We start from the raw sequence: 18787 nt of genomic DNA, 5'->3' as shown, positions 1-18787 counted from the left end.
GGAATGAACAATGTTAAACTATAAAAAAGTCTATAAGTTAGGCAATGGGTAGAGGCAGTTTCTTCATGTGCACGACAGGGAGAGTTTTTCTTTGAACTAGAACAAGAGAGTAGAACTATGGTACAATAAGGTCAAATATAACAAAGGAGGTATTTATGAAGTTACTTAATGGGGAAATGTTACCAGGTTTTTTTCTATCCTTTCTAGTAGCGGTCATGGCAAAAGGATTAGCAGTCTTTTTTCCTAGTATAGGTGCAGCTAGTCTAGCGATTTGTATCGGAATTATCTTAGGTAATACAGTTTGTAGAAGTGAGTATTTTGAAAAAGGAACTAAGTTTTCAGAAAGTAAACTGTTAGAGATTTCAGTAGCTTTACTGGGATTGACGGTAACCTTTCAGACAATTGGAAACCTAGGTCTTTCAGGTCTGTTTTACATCATTTTTATGATGATTAGCGTGATTTTCTTTACATATTTTTTGGGGTTAAGACTAGGATTTCAGGATGAAATATCTCTCATGATTGCGGGTGGAAATGCAGTTTGTGGTTCATCAGCCATTGGAGCGATTGCACCCGCTATCAAGGCAGATAGTAGGGATAAGGGGCAGGCGATTGTTTTAATCAACCTCTTAGGGACTATTTTGATGTTTGTATTGCCCTTGGTTGGTGTACAGATTTTTGGCTTTTCAGATTTAGCAAATAGTGCTCTGACAGGTGGTGTTTTGCAGTCCGTTGGGCAGGTTGTAGCCTCTGCTAGCCTTATTAATGCAACAGTTATCCAATATGCTACCTTGTTCAAGATTACACGCATTCTTTTCCTGGTAGTGGTTGTCTTTTCTTTTGAACGGTTAATAACTAAGAGAAAACAGGCCGTTATACCTGAAAATACCTCTAAACAGTTTACTTTTGCGAGTATTCCTTGGTATATTCTAGCCTTTCTCATTCTTTGTTTTTTAAATAGCAGCCTGTCGATGCCCGTCTTTTTCAGTACAGGGTCGAAATTGTTTAGCTCCTGGTTTGAACTTACCGCCCTTGCTGCTATTGGTCTTCGTTTGGACTTTAAGAAATTCCTTCAAGAAGGGCCCAGATTTCTCATTTACATGGGCTTAATTGGACTGTTTCAGCTGGTGATGGCACTGCTATTAATCTTTGTTTTCCGAATTGGTTAGGAAGGGGACAAGAGGAAACGCTATCATGGCAATATATGCGAAAAAAATAAGTTTTTCCTTGAAAAAAATGCGTTTTTGAGGTAACATGGTTTAGTAAATAAAATTAACTCAAAGGAGAGTAAAAAATGTCAATTATTACTGATGTTTACGCTCGCGAAGTCCTAGACTCACGCGGTAACCCAACACTTGAAGTAGAAGTTTACACTGAATCAGGCGCATTTGGTCGTGGTATGGTTCCGTCAGGTGCTTCTACTGGTGAGCACGAAGCAGTTGAGCTTCGTGATGGAGATAAATCTCGTTACCTTGGTCTTGGTACACAAAAAGCTGTTGATAACGTAAATAACGTTATTGCAGATGCTATCATCGGTTACGATGTCCGCGACCAACAAGCTATTGACCGCGCTATGATTGCGCTTGACGGTACTCCAAACAAGGGTAAATTGGGTGCAAATGCAATCCTTGGTGTGTCTATCGCTGTAGCACGTGCTGCTGCTGACTACCTTGAAATCCCACTTTACAGCTATCTTGGTGGTTTCAATACAAAGGTTCTTCCTACACCAATGATGAACATTATTAACGGTGGTTCTCACTCAGATGCTCCAATCGCTTTCCAAGAATTCATGATTTTGCCAGTTGGTGCTCCAACTTTCAAAGAGGGTCTTCGTTGGGGTGCTGAAGTATTCCACGCTTTGAAGAAAATCCTTAAATCTCGTGGTTTGGTAACAGCTGTCGGTGATGAGGGTGGATTTGCTCCTAAGTTTGAAGGAACTGAAGACGGTGTTGAAACAATTATTGAAGCAATTGAAGCAGCTGGTTACGAAGCTGGTGAAAATGGAATCATGATTGGTTTTGACTGTGCATCATCTGAGTTTTACGACAAAGAGCGTAAGGTTTACGATTACACTAAATTCGAAGGTGAAGGAGCTGCTGTACGTACTTCTGCAGAGCAAATTGACTACCTTGAGGAATTGGTAAATAAATACCCAATCATTACTATCGAAGACGGTATGGATGAAAATGACTGGGATGGCTGGAAAGCTCTAACTGAACGTCTTGGTAAACGTGTTCAGTTGGTTGGTGATGATTTCTTCGTTACAAATACCGACTATCTAGCACGCGGTATCAAAGAAGGAGCTGCTAACTCAATCCTTATCAAAGTGAACCAAATCGGTACACTTACTGAAACATTTGAAGCAATTGAAATGGCAAAAGAAGCTGGTTACACTGCAGTTGTATCACACCGCTCAGGTGAAACTGAAGATTCAACAATCGCAGACATCGCAGTTGCAACAAATGCTGGTCAAATCAAGACAGGTTCATTATCACGTACTGACCGTATTGCGAAATACAATCAATTACTTCGCATTGAAGATCAACTTGGTGAAGTTGCAGTTTATAAAGGGTTGAACTCTTTCTACAACTTGAAAAAATAATCTCTTTTACAGGGTAAGGGCGTAAAAGCCCGGATATCAAGCACTTTGGAGCATTATTCCAAGGTGCTTTTTAGAATTTACCACCCTTTGTACTCCCTACCCCTAGTAAAAATTAGGTATAGTAGAGGGGAGCACAAGCTAGAGCGCCCCGTATTTGTCGATAGCTGTTTCAAAGATTGAGGCGGCTTTTTGCATTTTCTTGATTTGTATGCCCGTAACCATTTTCTGTTATCATCAAGTTAGAATGTCCTAAACTATATTGTACATCTTTGGGCTAGTGTTATAACCGTTTCGTTTATTTTTAGTACTAGGCAAGGAGCTGCAGTTTGTACTAGAGTACAGCAAGACGAGTTAAGGAAGTAATAAAATAACCTAAATGACTATAACTCGTCAGAAGTATCTAAGACGACTTCTTGAGTGGTTTTTCTATTTCATCTTCTTGACACTTTTAATGATATATGATATACTGGCACCATAATTATATAGAATATGAACAAGCAGTAAAAATTTTTACGTAGCCGGGTCTATGAATGTATAGACAGCAGAAGTGGTTTAGTATCAAACTGAGCATATCTGTGAGACAGTACAAACTGTCCATAGGTGTGCTCTTTTTTCTGTTTTCATATTAAAAAGGAGGAATTACAATGAATGCTATCGTAAAAACGACAAGGGGACTCTTCTTTCTGATAGGAACGTTTAGCCTGGGAGTAGGACTGGTCTTGGAGAATTTTTCGAGAAATGGGAGCACTGGTTTTTTCTGCCTGGCGATTCTATTGCTAGGCAGTCCAATAGGTAAAAATGTTCTCAAAGAGATGATTGATACAGGGGACTTTCAGGTTGATTTATTGATGATTTTATCGGCTATTGGAGCGGTTGCTATTGGTTATTTTAGCGAAGCAGCAATTCTGCTGTTTATCTTTGCAGCTTCTGAGGTCTTAGAAGACTATGTTTACCAAAAGTCTATGGCAACTATGGAAAGTTTAATGACTCAGGTTCCCAAGCAGGCTAATGTTCTACGAAGTGATGGACAAGTGGAGCTGAGAGATATTGAAGAGATACAGCTCTACGATGTCCTTGTAGTGGCAAAAGGGCAGCAAATTGCTCTAGATGGGAAAGCTCAAGAACCCATGCTGATAGATGAAAGTTTGTTGACGGGTGAAAGTCTGCCTGTCATAAAAGAAAAAGGGGATCAGGTCTTTGCTGGAACGCTAAATATAGGAGATACTGCTACTTATCAGGTCACGAAAGAAAGCAGTGAGAGTCGTTATGCCCAGATTGTTTCATTGATTCAAGCAGCCAGTAGTAGCCAGGGCAAGCGGGATCAGAGAATTCATCAACTGCAAAAGAAATATGTTATATTGGTCTTGGTGGGGGTCATAGCTTTTATTGTGTGTTTGATGGCTGTTCAAAAACAATCGTTTACGGAATCCTTTTATCGTGGCATGATTTTATTGACGGTAGCAAGTCCTTGTGCCTTGATTGCTTCCATTACGCCTGCCATGCTCAGTGCCATGAGTTTTGGTGCTAAGAATGGAATGTTGATTAAAAGTGGTCAGGTCTTGGAAAATATGATGGAATTATCCATCCTCTGTACTGACAAAACCGGAACTCTGACAAGGGGAGAATTTCGAATCAATGACTATCAGTTGGAAAATGCAGAACTTTTGCCTTTGCTTTTATATATGGAAAGTAGATCTGCACACCCTTTAGCAACTTCTATCTTGGCTCATTTTAAGGATATTCCTTATCGTGCACCTGAATCGGCCCTGCCTGTTAAGGAACATATAGGATACGGTATTCAAATGGGGGATATTGTTATTGGCAATCAGCAGTTTGTTCAATCTTGTACTGACCCGCAGGGTTATTTGACAAAAGAAAGTTATGGGACTATGTTGTTCGTTGCGCAGAAGAATCGGATTGTTGGTTTTATTGAGTTGGTCGATACCTTACGAGATGAAGCAAGAGAAACAGTTGCAGCTTTGCGACAATCCAGCATAGAAGTTGTCATGTTGACGGGGGACAGGAGGGAGGTAGCTCAATCTGTCGCTGAACAGTTGCAGATTGAAACAGTCCACGCCCAGTGTTTGCCAGAGGACAAGGTAGCTTGTCTGAAAGAGTATGCGCAAGAGGGGCACGTGGTTGGTATGATTGGTGATGGTCTGAATGATGCTCCGATTTTGGCTCATGCCGATATTGGAATTGCCATGGGTGGTGGAACAGATGTAGCGCTTGAGATGAGTGATGTGATCATTATTCATAATCATTTGACTAAAGTAAATCTACTTTGTCAACTTAGCCGAAAATATGGCAAGATTACACGCTTTAATATTGTTTTTTCAATAGCAGTCATCCTTTTCTTAATAGTATTGAATTTTATGGGAATTCTTGATTTGACTAAAGGTGTCTTTTTTCATGAGGTGTCCACTATTCTCGTTATCTTAAATGGCTTGAGGTTGTTGAAATAAAAACAAAATAGGAAATTGCACGAGTACGAAACCTGTGAAAAATTCAGGGTAAAAATAGGCGGCTGAACAGATGCGGCATGCTTCGTCTTGAGATTTAGGCAGAAGATAGCTAGGTCTGTCACCAACTGATGTGCAAGAAATAGCCAGCTAGCAGCCACGGTTAAGAAATTCCACCGGCAGTCATTTTAGGCAGTTTCCCTTGTTTCCCCCAGAGTTTAGGACAGGTTCAATTACACAAGATACAAGAGTGTTTCATATTTCAGAAACTCGTTTCTTTCGTATCCGTAAGCGAACATAGTGTCACAACGGCTACAGTAAAAATAGGAAATCTGCCGAAGAAACATTAGGGGGTGGTTGCAGACATTTTTTACTGATTTCGCTTTCTATTTTAAAAATGAAATAATCACTCCCTTGATTATTGCTATCCTTAAAGGGATTTTCATTGGTCTATTTGAGTATATGTAGACGATTGTTCTAGGCTTTCCTTTCTTTACTAAGGACTAAGGCAGACTGCTCAAACAAAAAAACAAGTAATTACATGAAGATTCTGAATTTACAAAACCTTTAAAAATAATGCGAGTACGTTTATCTTGAGGGGACTTTTTGGTATAATAAAAAGGATTACATAAAAAGGAGATGTTCATGATTAAAAAGGGTTCCTTAACAGGATTACTTCTGTTTGGTATATTTTTTGGAGCAGGAAATTTAATTTTCCCGCCTACACTCGGTGCTTTATCAGGTCAGAATTTTTGGCCAGCCATTAGCGGATTTGTCTTATCAGGAGTAGGGATTGCTGTCTTGACACTCATTATTGGGACTTTAAATCCAAAAGGTTATGTTTATGAAATTTCACGTAAAATTGCGCCATGGTTTGCAACGATTTATCTGGTAGCTCTCTATCTGTCTATCGGTCCTTTCTTTGCCATTCCACGGACAGCGACGACAGCCTATGAAGTGGGAATTGCTCCGCTCCTAGCTGATAATAGTCAGTGGGGCTTACTTATCTTTACTGTTTTTTACTTTATTGCAGCCTATCTTATCTCGCTCAATCCATCTAAAATTTTAGATTTGGTAGGAAGAATCTTGACTCCTGTCTTTGCCTTACTGATTGTAGCATTGGTGGTATTAGGAGCTACAAAGTATGGCAGTGTTAGTCCTATGGCGGCATCAGAAGCTTATGAAACAGCAGCTTTTGGAACAGGATTTTTAGAGGGTTATAATACGCTGGATGCTCTTGCTTCTGTTGCCTTTAGCGTTATTGCAGTTGAGACCATGAACCAGCTTGGGTTTGCGTCTAAGAAAGAATATGTTTCTACAATTTGGATTGTAGGAGTGGTAGTAGCCATAGGTTTCAGTGCCCTCTATATTGGTCTGGGGTTCTTAGGGAATCATTTCCCAATTCCAGCAGAAGTAATGGCATCTGATGCTAACAAGGGTGTCTATGTACTGTCACAAGCAACACAAGCAATTTTTGGGTCAACCGCTCAGATTTTCTTAGCTATTATGGTCACCATGACCTGTTTTACAACGACGGTTGGCCTAATCGTGTCAACATCAGAGTTTTTTGTTAAAAGCTTCCCACGTTTAGGCTATAAAGTCTATGCGACCCTCTTTACCTTGATTGGCTTTGGGATTGCGAATATTGGTCTATCAGCTATTATTTCTTACTCTGTACCTGTTTTACAGATTCTCTATCCGATTACTATTGCCATTGTTCTTCTGGTTATTGTCAATCGTTTGGTTCCACTGTCAAAAATTGGCATGCAGCTCACGATTGCTTTTGTCACCATTATTGCATTGATGACGATTATCGGGACTCAATTCAAATTAGAAGCTCTGCAACGGGTTATCAATGTCTTACCATTTGCAGATGCTTCCTTGCCATGGTTGGTACCAGTAATTGTTGGAATTCTATTTTCTATTTGTATGTCTGACGGACAAACAGCAGAATGTTTTGAAATGGAATAATCCGTAAAACCTACCACGCAAGTGTGGTAGGTTTTTCTTTTTCAGAAAATTTCAGCAGGATCCCTTTTTGATATTTTCTTACACTCTATCCTCTGTGTTATAGTCTTTTCGTTTACTTTTAGTATAGTCGTTTAGTTTATTTTTAGTACTAGGCAATGAGTCGCAGGTAATACTAGAGTACAGCAAGACGAGTTAACGAAGTAATAAAAATCTAAACTAAATGACTATACTAGGTAAGGAGCTGCAGGCTGTACTGGAAGTACGGCAAAGCGAGTTAATGAAGTAATAAAAGATAAATTAAATGACTATAATTTATTTTGAAGACAGTTGATTTCATGTATGTGACATCAATTCTCTAACTAAGGTGAGCGAATACTCAATGAAAACCAGACAGCAAATGCTCTTTAGGTTCTTTCTCAAATTTTCTTTAGTTGTTGCAGACTGTACCTACCTGACAGATATGGGGCTATCCTTGGTGTACGCTGATGACGAACCTAGCTAGCCTCAGCGCTTAGGGATTGACTGCTGATGAATGTCGATTTCGGGTGTTTAGGGCATTCTAAGTTAACGGACGTTGCTATTTCTTAGCATACCTTATGACGAAACCATCCTTTTTAGCTCACTTTCTTTGTTATTTCTCCCAACCTTTGACGTATGCTGGGTATTATTCTTATCAAATTCAAGTTTTTTCACATCAAACTCTCTAGTTTTTGGAGCTAAAGAAGACTATACTAGAGATACAAAAGGATAAGGAGTAACGAAATGACCTCAGTTGTATTTCTATTATCGGTGTTCTTAGCAGGAATTTTATCCTTCTTTTCACCTTGTATCTTGCCACTCTTGCCAGTCTATGTTGGGGTTTTATTGGATGCAGATGAGCCACGAACAGTGCGATTTTTAGGTTTTGAGCTTGCTTGGTATGGCATCGTTAAAACCTTGTTTTTCATTGCAGGACTATCCATGGTCTTCGTCACCTTGGGCTATGGCGCTGGTTTTCTCGGAAATCTTCTCTATACCGACTGGTTTCGATATGTCCTAGGAGCAATCGTTATTGTACTTGGAATTCATCAAATGGGGATTATCACTATTGCTCAGTTGCAGAAACAAAAAAGTGTTCAATTCAAACAAACAAAAAAACGCAATGATTTCTACAATGCTTTCTTGCTCGGTTTGACTTTTAGTTTCGGTTGGACACCATGTGTTGGTCCGGTTCTCAGTTCCGTGCTTGCAATTGCGGCATCTGGAGGAGATGGTGCTTGGCAAGGGGCAATCTTAATGTTGGTCTACACCTTAGGACTTGCCATTCCGTTCTTACTGGTAGCTCTGGCTTCGTCATTTGTCTTACGCTATTTCAGTAAACTCAAACCCTACCTGGGTATCTTGAAGAAAATTGGCGGGGCTCTCATTGTCTTGATGGGTATCTTGCTCATGTTAGGAAATGTAAATATCTTTGCGCAATTATTTGGATAAAAAATTGAATGATGACTATAAAAGGAGAAATATCATGAAACTTAAAACGTTACTATTTGCAAGTCTCTTATCTGTTGGAGTACTAGCAGCTTGCTCTGCTCAAGATTCAGATGATATGAAAAAAATAGATGATAGCTTGAGAATGGAAAATAAGGACCAAATGTCTGGTGAAAAGAAAGACATGACAGACGAAAAAATGTCTGATAAAGATGCTATGAAAAAAGATGAGATGTCAGAAGTGGAGAATAGAGCAATGAATGATGGAAAAGCAGCACCTGATTTTAATTTAGAGGGTGTGGACGGGAAAACGTACAAGTTATCTGATTTTAAGGGTAAAAAAGTTTATCTGAAATTCTGGGCTTCATGGTGCTCCATTTGTCTTTCGACCTTACATGACACAGATGAACTTGCAAGCCAAGAAGACGGGAAAGACTATGTTGTTTTGACAGTGGTTTCTCCTAACCATATGGGTGAAAAGTCTGCAGAAGATTTCAAAAAATGGTATGATGGACTTGGTTACCAACACCTCCCTGTTCTTCTTGATCCAAGTGGAAAATTGTTACAAGAATACGGTGTCCGTGCCTACCCAACTTCAGCTTTCATCGGTAGCGATGGAGTATTGGTAGAAAATCATCCGGGTTTTATGGACAAGGCTAGTATTGAAGAAAAACTCAAAGAAATCAATTAGGGTAGGAGTAGGATATGGAAGATAAGTCAAAATTATTCCTCATCCTTGGTAGCATGTTGATTGTGGCTATCGTTTGGGTATTAGGAAGTCGTTTGTTAACGACTTATTCCTCATCATCTACTGCACAACTCAAGGATACTACAATAAGCCGAGGCAATGAAGTCACAAGAAAGGATAAAGAAGTTAAAATGAACGAAGAGCTTAGAGAAATTTATCTAGCGGGTGGCTGTTTCTGGGGTGTAGAAGAATACTTCTCACGTGTATCAGGCGTAGCAGATGCTGTATCTGGCTATGCCAATGGAAAAGGAAATAGTACCAAATATGAATTGATTAGCCAGACAGGGCATGCTGAAACAGTCAAAGTTACTTATGATAAAAACCAGGTGTCTTTACGTGAAATCTTGCTCCACTATTTCCGGATTATTGACCCAACTAGTATTAATAAACAAGGAAATGATCGCGGGAGTCAGTATCGAACAGGAGTTTATTATACTGATAAGGGCGACTCAGCTATCATTGAAGAAGTCTTTGATGAACAATCTAAGAAACTTGACAAACCACTTTCCGTTGAAGCAGGAGCCTTGGAAAACTTTGTAGAAGCAGAGGAATACCACCAAGATTATCTCAAGAAAAATCCGAATGGTTACTGCCATATTAACGTCAACCAAGCTCAGTATCCAGTCATTGATGAAAGTTTGTATCCAAAACCAAGCGATGAAGACATTCAAAAGATGCTGACAGCAGAAGAGTATGCTGTGACTCAAAAAAATGATACAGAACGTGCCTTTTCAAATCGCTATTGGGATCAATTTAAAGATGGTCTTTATGTAGATATTGTAACTGGTGAGCCTCTCTTTTCTTCAAAAGATAAGTATGATTCAGGTTGTGGTTGGCCAAGTTTCTCAAAACCAATTAGTCCAGATGTAGCAACTTATAAAGATGATAGGAGCTTTAATATGGTACGGACTGAGGTGAGAAGCCGAGTTGGCGATTCTCATCTAGGTCATGTCTTTACAGACGGTCCGAAAGACAAGGGTGGTCTTCGCTATTGTATCAATAGCCTTTCAATCAAGTTTATTCCAAAATCAGAAATGGAAAGTAAAGGCTATGGCTACCTTTTAGATTATGTGTAATATACTCATTTGAAACTGAGATATCATCTTTCCTAACTCCAATTATGCTGCAATGCAACAATTCTCAGTTTCACTTGATTATATGAATGATAAGGCGGGGAAACTCGCCTTATTTATTGTAAGCAAGAAGTCATTTCAGTTAGAATTTGCTATACTAGAGATAGAATGTACCTTTGTTTGCATTTTGATGAGCATGAGTACAAGACAAGGAGAAATACATGTATAAATTGATGATTGTAGAAGATGAGTACCTTGTCAGGCAGGGGCTTTCATCGTTGATTGATTTTGAAAAGTTAGGTATGGAAGTTTTGGCAGAAGCTGAAAATGGTGTAGAGGCTTGGGAATTGTTCCAGAAAGAGCAGGTGGATATCCTTTTAACGGACATTAATATGCCCCTCATGAATGGTCTTCGTTTAGCACAATTGGTCAAGGAACACTATCCAGATACTCATATTGTCTTTTTGACTGGCTATGATGAATTTGACTATGCTCTTTCAGCTGTTAAGCTAGGAGCGGATGACTATCTCCTCAAACCTTTCTCTAAATCTGATGTGGAGGAGATGTTACTAAAGGTTAAGGAGAAGCTTGATAGAGAAGAAAAACGGCAGCAAATTCATGATTTACTCCAGCAAAGTGAGGAATCTAGTCTGGCTCAGTTGATTCAAAAACGCTTGGCAGATCAAGAGTTATCACTCAAGTCTTTAGCTCAGGACATGGGCTTTAGTCCCTCTCACCTCAGTGTTATTTTGAAAAAAGAGCTAGGCATGCCCTTTCAAGACTACCTCATTCAGGAGAGGATGAAAAAGGCCAAACTTCTATTGCTAACGACAGATTTAAAGATTTATGAAATAGGAGAACAGGTAGGATTTGAAGATATGAACTATTTTTCTCAGCGTTTCAAGCAGGTTGTGGGAGTCACACCTCGCCAATTTAAGAAAGGGGAACAAGGATGAAACGCTATTCCCTCTTTGTTCAGCTGGTCGTTTATATCGCTGTAGCTATGCTGTTTCTTTTAGGTATTGTCGGCGCAGTTTACTACCATACGAGTTCTACTGTTATTCGAGAAACTACAGAGAACAGCACGCGAAATACTATTTCCCAAGGTGGACAATTTGTCCAGTCCTACCTGGAAAAACTAAAAGAAACAACCAATAGTCTTGCAAGAAATGAGTTGGTCAAGACCTATGCCGAAGAGTCCACTATTATAAATGAAATGAATCTCCGAACATTATTCGATACAGTTCTATCAACGGATCGGGACTTGGTTTCAGCTGTTCTTGTCACCAAATCTGGCTACTTGGTGGCAACGGATGAGGCGACTAGCATGAAAACCTCTAGCGATATGATGAAAGAGCCTTGGTACCAAGCTGCTATCCAGGAGGGGGCCATGCCTGTACTAACCCCTGCTCGCCAAAATTTATCAGAATCGAGTGACAAATGGGTTGTATCTATCACCCAAGAAGTGGTGGATACAAAAGGCGATAATCTTGCAGTCATTCGCCTTGACATTGCTTACGATACTCTGTCGCGTTATTTGGATAGTTTGCAATTAGGAGCGAATGGCTTTACTTTTATCATCAATCATAACCATGAATTTGTCTATCATCCTCAAAAAAGCGTCTTTTCATCTAGTCAAGAGATGAAAGCCTTAGAGCCTTATATCCTTGCCGAAAACGGATATGTCAACCAAGGTGCCTCTTACGTTTATCAGTACCAGATTTCACAGAGTGATTGGGTGATGATTGGAGTTGCCTCTATGGAAAATCTTCATCAGTTACAAGGGCAGATTATGATGTCCTTTGTGGGAACGGGTCTCTTAGCCTTAGGCATTTGCTTTTTGGGCATCTGGTTTATTTTGCGTCATTGGATTAAGCCCTTGCGAGATTTGCAGGAAACTATTTTGGCGATTGGAAATGGGGATGCTAGCCTGCGTGCACGGGAAGAGGGGGCACCTGAATTGGTGGATTTGGCTTACCGATTTAATTGTATGTTAGATCAGATTGACAAATTGATGAGAGCAGTGAAAGAAGAGGAGCAAAATGTCCGTAAATATGAACTCCAAGCCCTCTCTAGTCAAATTAACCCGCATTTTCTTTATAATACTCTAGACACGATTGTTTGGATGGCAGAATTTAACAATAGTAAGAAAGTGGTGGATGTGACCAAGTCGCTCGCTAAGTATTTCCGCTTAGCCCTTAACCAAGGCAATGAGCAGATTTCCTTAAAAGATGAGATTGACCACGTACGTCAATACCTCTTTATTCAAAAGCAGCGTTATGGGAAGAAACTGACTTTTGAAATCGAAGAAGATGCACGATTTGACGAGTTTCAACTGCCGAAATTAGTCTTGCAACCCTTGGTTGAGAATGCCATTTACCATGGAATTAAAGAAATAAAAGGCCAAGGATTGGTGCGCGTGTCTGTTGAGGAACAAGGTAGCTTTCTAGTTGTTTCTATCTATGACAATGGACGTGGCTTTACTGTCCATGATACGATGGAAAATCTTCTAGTCAAACTAGGAGGTGTTGGTCTTAAAAATGTCAATCAACGCTTGCGCTTGCAATTTGGAGAGCAGTATAAGATGCTGATTGATTCAAAAGAGAACTCTCATACACTTATTTCGCTTTTCTTCCCTAAAAACGAAACTTTTTAGACAATTTATGTTAGATTGTCTAAAACTATCTTGTTTTAGACAAAATAGTTGAAGTTCCTTTTATATTATGTTATTATAATAAGTGTAAATAAAAAAAAGGGGGACACTTATATGTCAGAAGAAAAATTGTCAGCAAAATTAGATCAAGTAACAGGTAGCTTGAAAGAAACAGCTGGAAAAGTTGTTGGTGATAAAAAAGCAGAAGTGGAAGGCTTAGTTGAAAAAACAGCCGGTAAAGCAAAGGAATTGGCTGATGATGCAGTCGATAAGGCAAAAGACCTTGCTGAAGATGCAAAGGGTGCTGTGGAAGGCGCTGTAGAAGGTCTTAAAAATGTTTTTAGCAAGTAAGCCACTCTTAAAATGATACCTCGCAAGAGGTATTTTTTCATGTTTTAAAAAATGAGAGGAGCGAGATCCAATCATGCTTTCGAAGTCCCCACCCTCTCATTTCTATATTCAGGCGAACATCGACCACTAGCTTGAATTGCTGGGTTCAGGTATTGATAAGTTGCTCCCTCTAAAGGAGGTGTGAGTGAAGTTGAATTGTATCTGTAGCATCTAACAAAACATCAAATGACAAATAAGTTTTGATATCTTACTATTCGTCAAATATCCACCTCTTTCATCGTTGGCTCATCTTGCTCAACTTCCGTTCTATCTTCAGTACAGAGGAGGTTTGCTTTTCTTTCACAATTCTCACCTGTGAAAGCTAGCTAGATGGTGAATCTTTTTACAGAGGATTGGTAACCATAAAAAAATGATGTGATTTTTTGAGCATAATTTTTGTAATCGGTACCAAATTCTAGTATAATGTAAAGCGTAAAAATATTTTTTTAGGAAAGTGAGTTTTACTTATGTCTAAAATTGTTGTTGTTGGTGCAAACCACGCTGGTACAGCTTGTATCAAAACTATGTTAACAAATTATGGTGCTGATAACGAGATTGTTGTATTTGACCAAAACTCAAATATTTCGTTTCTTGGATGTGGAATGGCACTGTGGATTGGTGAGCAAATCTCTGGTCCAGAAGGCTTGTTCTACTCTGATAAGGAGCAATTAGAAAGCCTTGGTGCAAAAGTATACATGAACTCACCGGTTGAGTCTGTAGACTATGATAAGAAAGAAGTACATGTTCTTTTAGAGGATGGTAGCAAGCATGTCGAGTCTTATGATAAATTGATTTTTGCTACTGGTTCACAACCAATTTTACCACCAATTAAAGGTGCAGAAATCAAAGAAGGTTCACGTGAATTTGAAGCAACTCTTAAAAATCTTCAATTTGTTAAATTGTACCAAAACTCAGCGGATGTTATTGAGAAATTGAAAGACGAAGACATCAAGCGCGTAGCAGTTGTCGGTGCTGGTTACATTGGTGTTGAACTTGCAGAAGCCTTTGAACGCAAAGGTAAAGAAGTCATTTTGATTGATGTTGTGGACACTTGCTTGGCAGGTTACTATGACCGCGATTTGACAGAGATGATGAGCAAAAATCTTGAAAGCCACGGTATCCAGTTGGCATTTGGTCAAACTGTACAAGCAATCGAAGGTGACGGTAAAGTAGAACGTATCGTAACAGATAAAGAAAGCTTTGATGTTGACATGGTTGTCTTGGCAGTTGGTTTCCGTCCAAATACTGGTCTTGGAGATGGGAAGCTTGAGCTCTTCCGCAACGGTGCTTTCCTTGTAAATAAAAAACAAGAAACCAGCATGAAAGATGTGTATGCAATCGGAGACTGTGCGACTGTTTATGATAACGCAATCGGTGATACCAACTATATCGCTCTTGCAACAAACGCTGTTCGTTCAGGTATCGTAGCAGCTCACAATGTGTGTGGAACTGAACTTGAATCAATCGGTGTACAAGGTTCTAATGGTATCGCTATCTATGATCTTAAGATGGTGTCAACTGGTTTGACTCTTGAAAAAGCGAAACGCTTTGGTTACAATGCAGTAGTGACTGAGTTCACAGATAACCAAAAACCAGAATTTATTGAACATGATAATTTCCCAGTAACACTTAAAATCGTTTACGATAAAGATACACGTGTCGTTCTTGGAGCACAAATGGCTTCTAAAGAAGATATGTCAATGGGAATTCATATGTTTTCACTTGCTATCCAAGAAAAAGTTACAATCGAACGCTTGGCGCTTCTTGATATCTTCTTCTTGCCACACTTCAACAAGCCATACAACTACATTACAATGGCAGCTTTGGGTGCTGAATAAGAGCTGTAAAAATCTGGGACAATCGTTTCCAGATTTTTTTAGGGGATGATTTGAGGAAATAGAAGAATCAACTCTTTAAAAATCAACATAGCGAAAATAGGATGTAAATGTAGATGTGGCTACTATCGCTATGGTATTGGTAAACAACTTGAATATCCATTTGTTAGCTAAAGAGTCTATGTTTGAGTAGTGAGGTTTGGCTAGTGGAAAAGGAGTGCCAACTCTAAAAGATTGGCGCTTTTTTTCATACTTTTTGATATAATAAAGGAATTGGAGGTCTTGGAAAATCAGAAGACGGTCTGTTATTGAGCATTGATTTTCTGAAAGGGATAGTCTTTTAGTTTGCTTTTCGTACTAGGCAACGAGCTGCAGGCTATACTAGAGTACGGCAAAACGAGTGACCGAAGTAATAAAAATAAACGAAATGACTATAAGAGATGGGAGAGAAGATGAATCCTTTATTAAATGGAATGAATGATAAGCAGGCAGAGGCGGTTCAGACAACAGAGGGGCCTTTGTTAATTATGGCAGGGGCAGGTTCTGGTAAGACCCGAGTTTTGACTCACCGTATTGCCTATCTGATTGATGAAAAATTGGTTAATCCTTGGAATATTTTGGCGATTACGTTTACCAATAAAGCAGCTCGAGAGATGAAAGAGCGGGCTTTTGCGCTAAATCCTAGAACTCAGGATTGTTTGATTGCGACTTTCCACTCTATGTGTGTACGGATTTTGCGCCGAGATGCGGATCATATTGGCTATAACCGTAACTTTACTATTGTGGATCCAGGTGAGCAACGGACTTTGATGAAACGGATTTTGAAAAATCTAAATTTGGATCCGAAAAAGTGGAGCGAACGCTCTATTCTAGGTACGATTTCCAATGCTAAAAATGATTTGCTCGACGAAGTAGCTTATGAGAGCCAGGCTGGGGATTTCTATACACAGATTGTAGCCAAATGCTATGCTGCCTATCAAAAAGAATTGCGCATGAGTGAGGCGGTAGATTTTGATGATTTGATTATGTTGACCCTGCGCTTGTTTGATCAGAATCCGGATGTGCTGACCTACTATCAGCAGAAATTCCACTATATCCACGTTGACGAGTATCAAGATACCAACCATGCCCAGTATCAGTTGGTCAAGCTCCTTGCTTCACGTTTTAAAAATATTTGTGTCGTGGGGGATGCGGATCAGTCCATCTATGGTTGGCGCGGGGCAGATATGCAAAATATTCTTGATTTTGAAAAGGATTATCCAGAAAGTAAGGTTGTGCTGCTGGAAGAAAATTATCGTTCCACTAAAACCGTTTTACATGCAGCCAATGATGTCATCAATAACAACCGCAACCGAAGACCAAAAAATCTCTGGACCCAAAATGATGAGGGAGATAGGATTACCTACTATCGCGCTAGTGATGAGCAGGATGAGTCGATTTATGTGGCAGGTCAGATTGATGAACTAGTACGAGCAGGTCGTTCTTATCGTGATATGGCTGTGCTGTATCGGACCAATGCTCAATCTCGTACGATTGAAGAAGCCTTTTTAAAGGCGAATATTCCCTATACCATGGTCGGTGGAACTAAGTTCTATAGTCGGAAAGAAATTCGTGATGTTATTGCTTATCTTAATGTGATTGCAAATCCAGCGGATAATCTATCCTTTGAGCGAATTGTGAATGAGCCCAAGCGTGGAGTGGGACCTGGTACGGTGGATAAAATCCGTGATTTTGCCCAAATGCAGGAGATGTCCTTGTTAGAAGCGAGCCAGAATATTATGTTATCTGGGATTAAGGGCAAGGCAGCTCAGGCGGTCTTTGATTTGTCAAACCTGCTTTACCAATTGCGAGAACAGTTGGATGATGTTTCGATTACAGAATTGGTTGAGCTAGTTTTGAATAAGACTGGTTATCTTGAGTCACTCATGATTCAAGCGACCTTGGAAGCCAATGCTCGAATTGAAAACTTGCAGGAGTTTCTATCTGTAACCAAGCATTTTGATGAGGAAAGTGAGGTAGAAGGAGAGGCGGGATTGGAAACTCTGAGCCGATTCCTCAATGATTTGGCTTTAATTGCGGATACGGATGATGGTGATCGTGAGAGTTCAGAAGTGACCTTGATGACCCTGCATGCAGCCAAGGGGCTTGAATTTCCAGTTGTCTTTCTCATTGGTATGGAAGAAAATGTCTTTCCACTCAGTAGAGCGACTGACGATGAGGATGAATTAGAAGAAGAACGACGCCTTGCTTATGTGGGAATTACTCGTGCGGAAAAGCAGCTTTATTTGACGAATGCGAACTCGCGCCTTTTATTTGGGCGGAGTAGCTACAATCAGCCTAGTCGCTTTATCAGAGAAATATCGAGTGATTTACTGGATTATCAAGGTTTGGCTAGACCCGCCAACACATCCTTTAAGGCATCTTATATCAATGGTCAGACTAGCAAATTCGGTCAAGGTATGAGTCTACAACAGGCTATTCAGTCTCGTAAGTCTCAGATTCAGCCTCGTAGTTTAGAAAATGATTTGCCATTTGGAAAATCTAGCGCTACACCGCAAGTAGATTGGTCGGTGGGAGATATTGCTATTCACCGCAAATGGGGACGAGGGACTGTTCTTGAAGTCACGGGTAATGGTAGCAGTCAAGAATTGAAAATTAATTTTCCAGAGATGGGGCTAAAAAAAGTCTTAGCAAGCCTTGCACCGATTGAAAAAGAGGAATAGGTTCTTAGAGCACCGGCGACTGTTTTGATTTAGGAGAGATAATCATTCAGTTTTCATTTATCATGTCGTTGCTTGGTCTTGCCTGATTTCAGGAATGATGAGCAGGGAAAAATCAGTCTTGAATGGTAGACTCAGGTTGTGAATACAAATTCTCTACTGTATAAAAATTAAGAGTTGACGAGCTTTTCTAACCCGTAATTGTAAAAAGTTTTGGGGATAGTAGAGCTCTTCTCTTCTAAACTGAGAGGAGAACGAGGGTTCAGCAGGGTGAGTTATAGTCTTTTAGTTTACTTTTAGTATTAGGAAAGGAGCTGCAGGCTGTACTGGAGTACGGCAAAGCGAGTTAACGAAGTAATAAAAGATAAACGAAATGACTATAACAACGTAAGAAGTTGATGTTTGACGAGTATTAAAAGATAAAAGAGGTTGGTGTTTTGAACTGCACCAACCTCTTAAAATTTTATAGTATGAACAATTTGACGCATTTCCATAGTCCGGATAGTGACTATGGAAATTTAAATTTAGAAAGCAAAAAGCGATTTCTTGCTTCCTACGAAATTATGACCTTGTTCTACTCCTTTTACAGTCTAAGAATTAAATCCTAGAAGGAGGATAAAAAAGGTAAGATAGAGGAGCCCCGCTAGAAGAAGTAGGTAACCAAGTAAGAAAATGGCTTTGATGGCTTTTGGTAGACTAATTTGGTGAAAAGAGCGAATAAAGCTGATACCAAGCACCATATAGACGAGTAAAATGATAACGCTAACAAGGCGTAGGGCAGACAGATAATGGAACATAGAGAACTCCTTTCTATTGAATGAGGGGATGTCATCTTTATTGACCAGTATATCCTATTTTTTACAGTCTTT

The 18787-nt window shown here is 39.6% G+C and carries 13 protein-coding genes and 1 riboswitch; of the genes, 12 read left to right on the top strand and 1 reads right to left on the bottom strand.

Annotated elements, in window-relative coordinates; genetic code table 11:
- Window positions 1-155: 155 nt before the first annotated feature.
- From E4T79_RS01080 to pcrA, 12 genes are all read left to right on the top strand, one after another.
- Entirely contained in the window at window positions 156-1166 is a 1011-nt protein-coding gene (locus tag E4T79_RS01080; protein WP_135026889.1) for a putative sulfate exporter family transporter, read from the top strand.
- Window positions 1167-1291: 125 nt separating this feature from the next.
- Entirely contained in the window at window positions 1292-2599 is a 1308-nt protein-coding gene (gene eno, locus E4T79_RS01075) for a surface-displayed alpha-enolase (protein WP_135026888.1), read from the top strand.
- 479 nt (window positions 2600-3078) lie between these two features.
- A riboswitch (NiCo riboswitch) is annotated at window positions 3079-3185 on the top strand.
- 58 nt (window positions 3186-3243) lie between these two features.
- A complete protein-coding gene (locus E4T79_RS01065; RefSeq protein WP_135026887.1) occupies window positions 3244-5064 on the top strand; it encodes a heavy metal translocating P-type ATPase in 1821 nt (606 codons plus the stop codon).
- Window positions 5065-5706: 642 nt separating this feature from the next.
- Complete coding sequence (gene brnQ / locus E4T79_RS01060; RefSeq protein WP_135026886.1) at window positions 5707-7032, top strand: branched-chain amino acid transport system II carrier protein; 1326 nt, start codon at window positions 5707-5709, stop codon at window positions 7030-7032.
- 762 nt (window positions 7033-7794) lie between these two features.
- On the top strand, window positions 7795-8502 hold the full coding sequence (ccdA2, locus tag E4T79_RS01055; RefSeq protein ID WP_135026885.1) for a thiol-disulfide oxidoreductase-associated membrane protein CcdA2: 708 nt from the start codon (window positions 7795-7797) through the stop codon (window positions 8500-8502).
- Between the two features lie 34 nt (window positions 8503-8536).
- Complete coding sequence (locus E4T79_RS01050) at window positions 8537-9190, top strand: redoxin family protein (RefSeq protein WP_135026884.1); 654 nt, start codon at window positions 8537-8539, stop codon at window positions 9188-9190.
- Between the two features lie 14 nt (window positions 9191-9204).
- Complete coding sequence (gene msrB, locus E4T79_RS01045) at window positions 9205-10323, top strand: peptide-methionine (R)-S-oxide reductase MsrB (protein WP_135026883.1); 1119 nt, start codon at window positions 9205-9207, stop codon at window positions 10321-10323.
- A gap of 218 nt (window positions 10324-10541) precedes the next feature.
- A complete protein-coding gene (locus E4T79_RS01040) occupies window positions 10542-11276 on the top strand; it encodes a response regulator (protein WP_135026882.1) in 735 nt (244 codons plus the stop codon).
- Window positions 11273-12976 (top strand): sensor histidine kinase, encoded by a 1704-nt coding sequence (locus E4T79_RS01035; protein ID WP_135026881.1) that lies wholly within the window; start codon window positions 11273-11275, stop codon window positions 12974-12976. Before E4T79_RS01040 ends, E4T79_RS01035 begins: the two co-directional genes overlap by 4 nt.
- A gap of 111 nt (window positions 12977-13087) precedes the next feature.
- Window positions 13088-13324: a CsbD family protein gene (locus E4T79_RS01030; RefSeq protein ID WP_135026880.1), complete on the top strand. Its 237-nt coding sequence runs from the start codon at window positions 13088-13090 to the stop codon at window positions 13322-13324.
- A 506-nt stretch (window positions 13325-13830) separates the two neighbouring features.
- Window positions 13831-15201 (top strand): FAD-dependent oxidoreductase, encoded by a 1371-nt coding sequence (locus tag E4T79_RS01025; protein ID WP_135026879.1) that lies wholly within the window; start codon window positions 13831-13833, stop codon window positions 15199-15201.
- Between the two features lie 449 nt (window positions 15202-15650).
- Window positions 15651-17921, top strand: coding sequence for a DNA helicase PcrA (pcrA, locus tag E4T79_RS01020; RefSeq protein WP_135026878.1), 2271 nt, complete (start codon window positions 15651-15653; stop codon window positions 17919-17921).
- A 587-nt stretch (window positions 17922-18508) separates the two neighbouring features.
- Here the strand turns inward: pcrA and E4T79_RS01015 are convergent.
- Window positions 18509-18715 carry a hypothetical protein gene (locus tag E4T79_RS01015; RefSeq protein WP_135026877.1) on the bottom strand — a complete coding sequence of 69 codons (207 nt, stop codon included), beginning with the start codon at window positions 18713-18715 and terminating at the stop codon, window positions 18509-18511.
- Window positions 18716-18787: the final 72 nt, after the last annotated feature.

This window comes from Streptococcus sp. LYSM12 (assembly GCF_004569635.1).
In the GTDB taxonomy this organism is placed as follows: Bacteria; Bacillota; Bacilli; order Lactobacillales; family Streptococcaceae; genus Streptococcus.
This window is presented reverse-complemented; position numbering and strand designations above follow the sequence as displayed.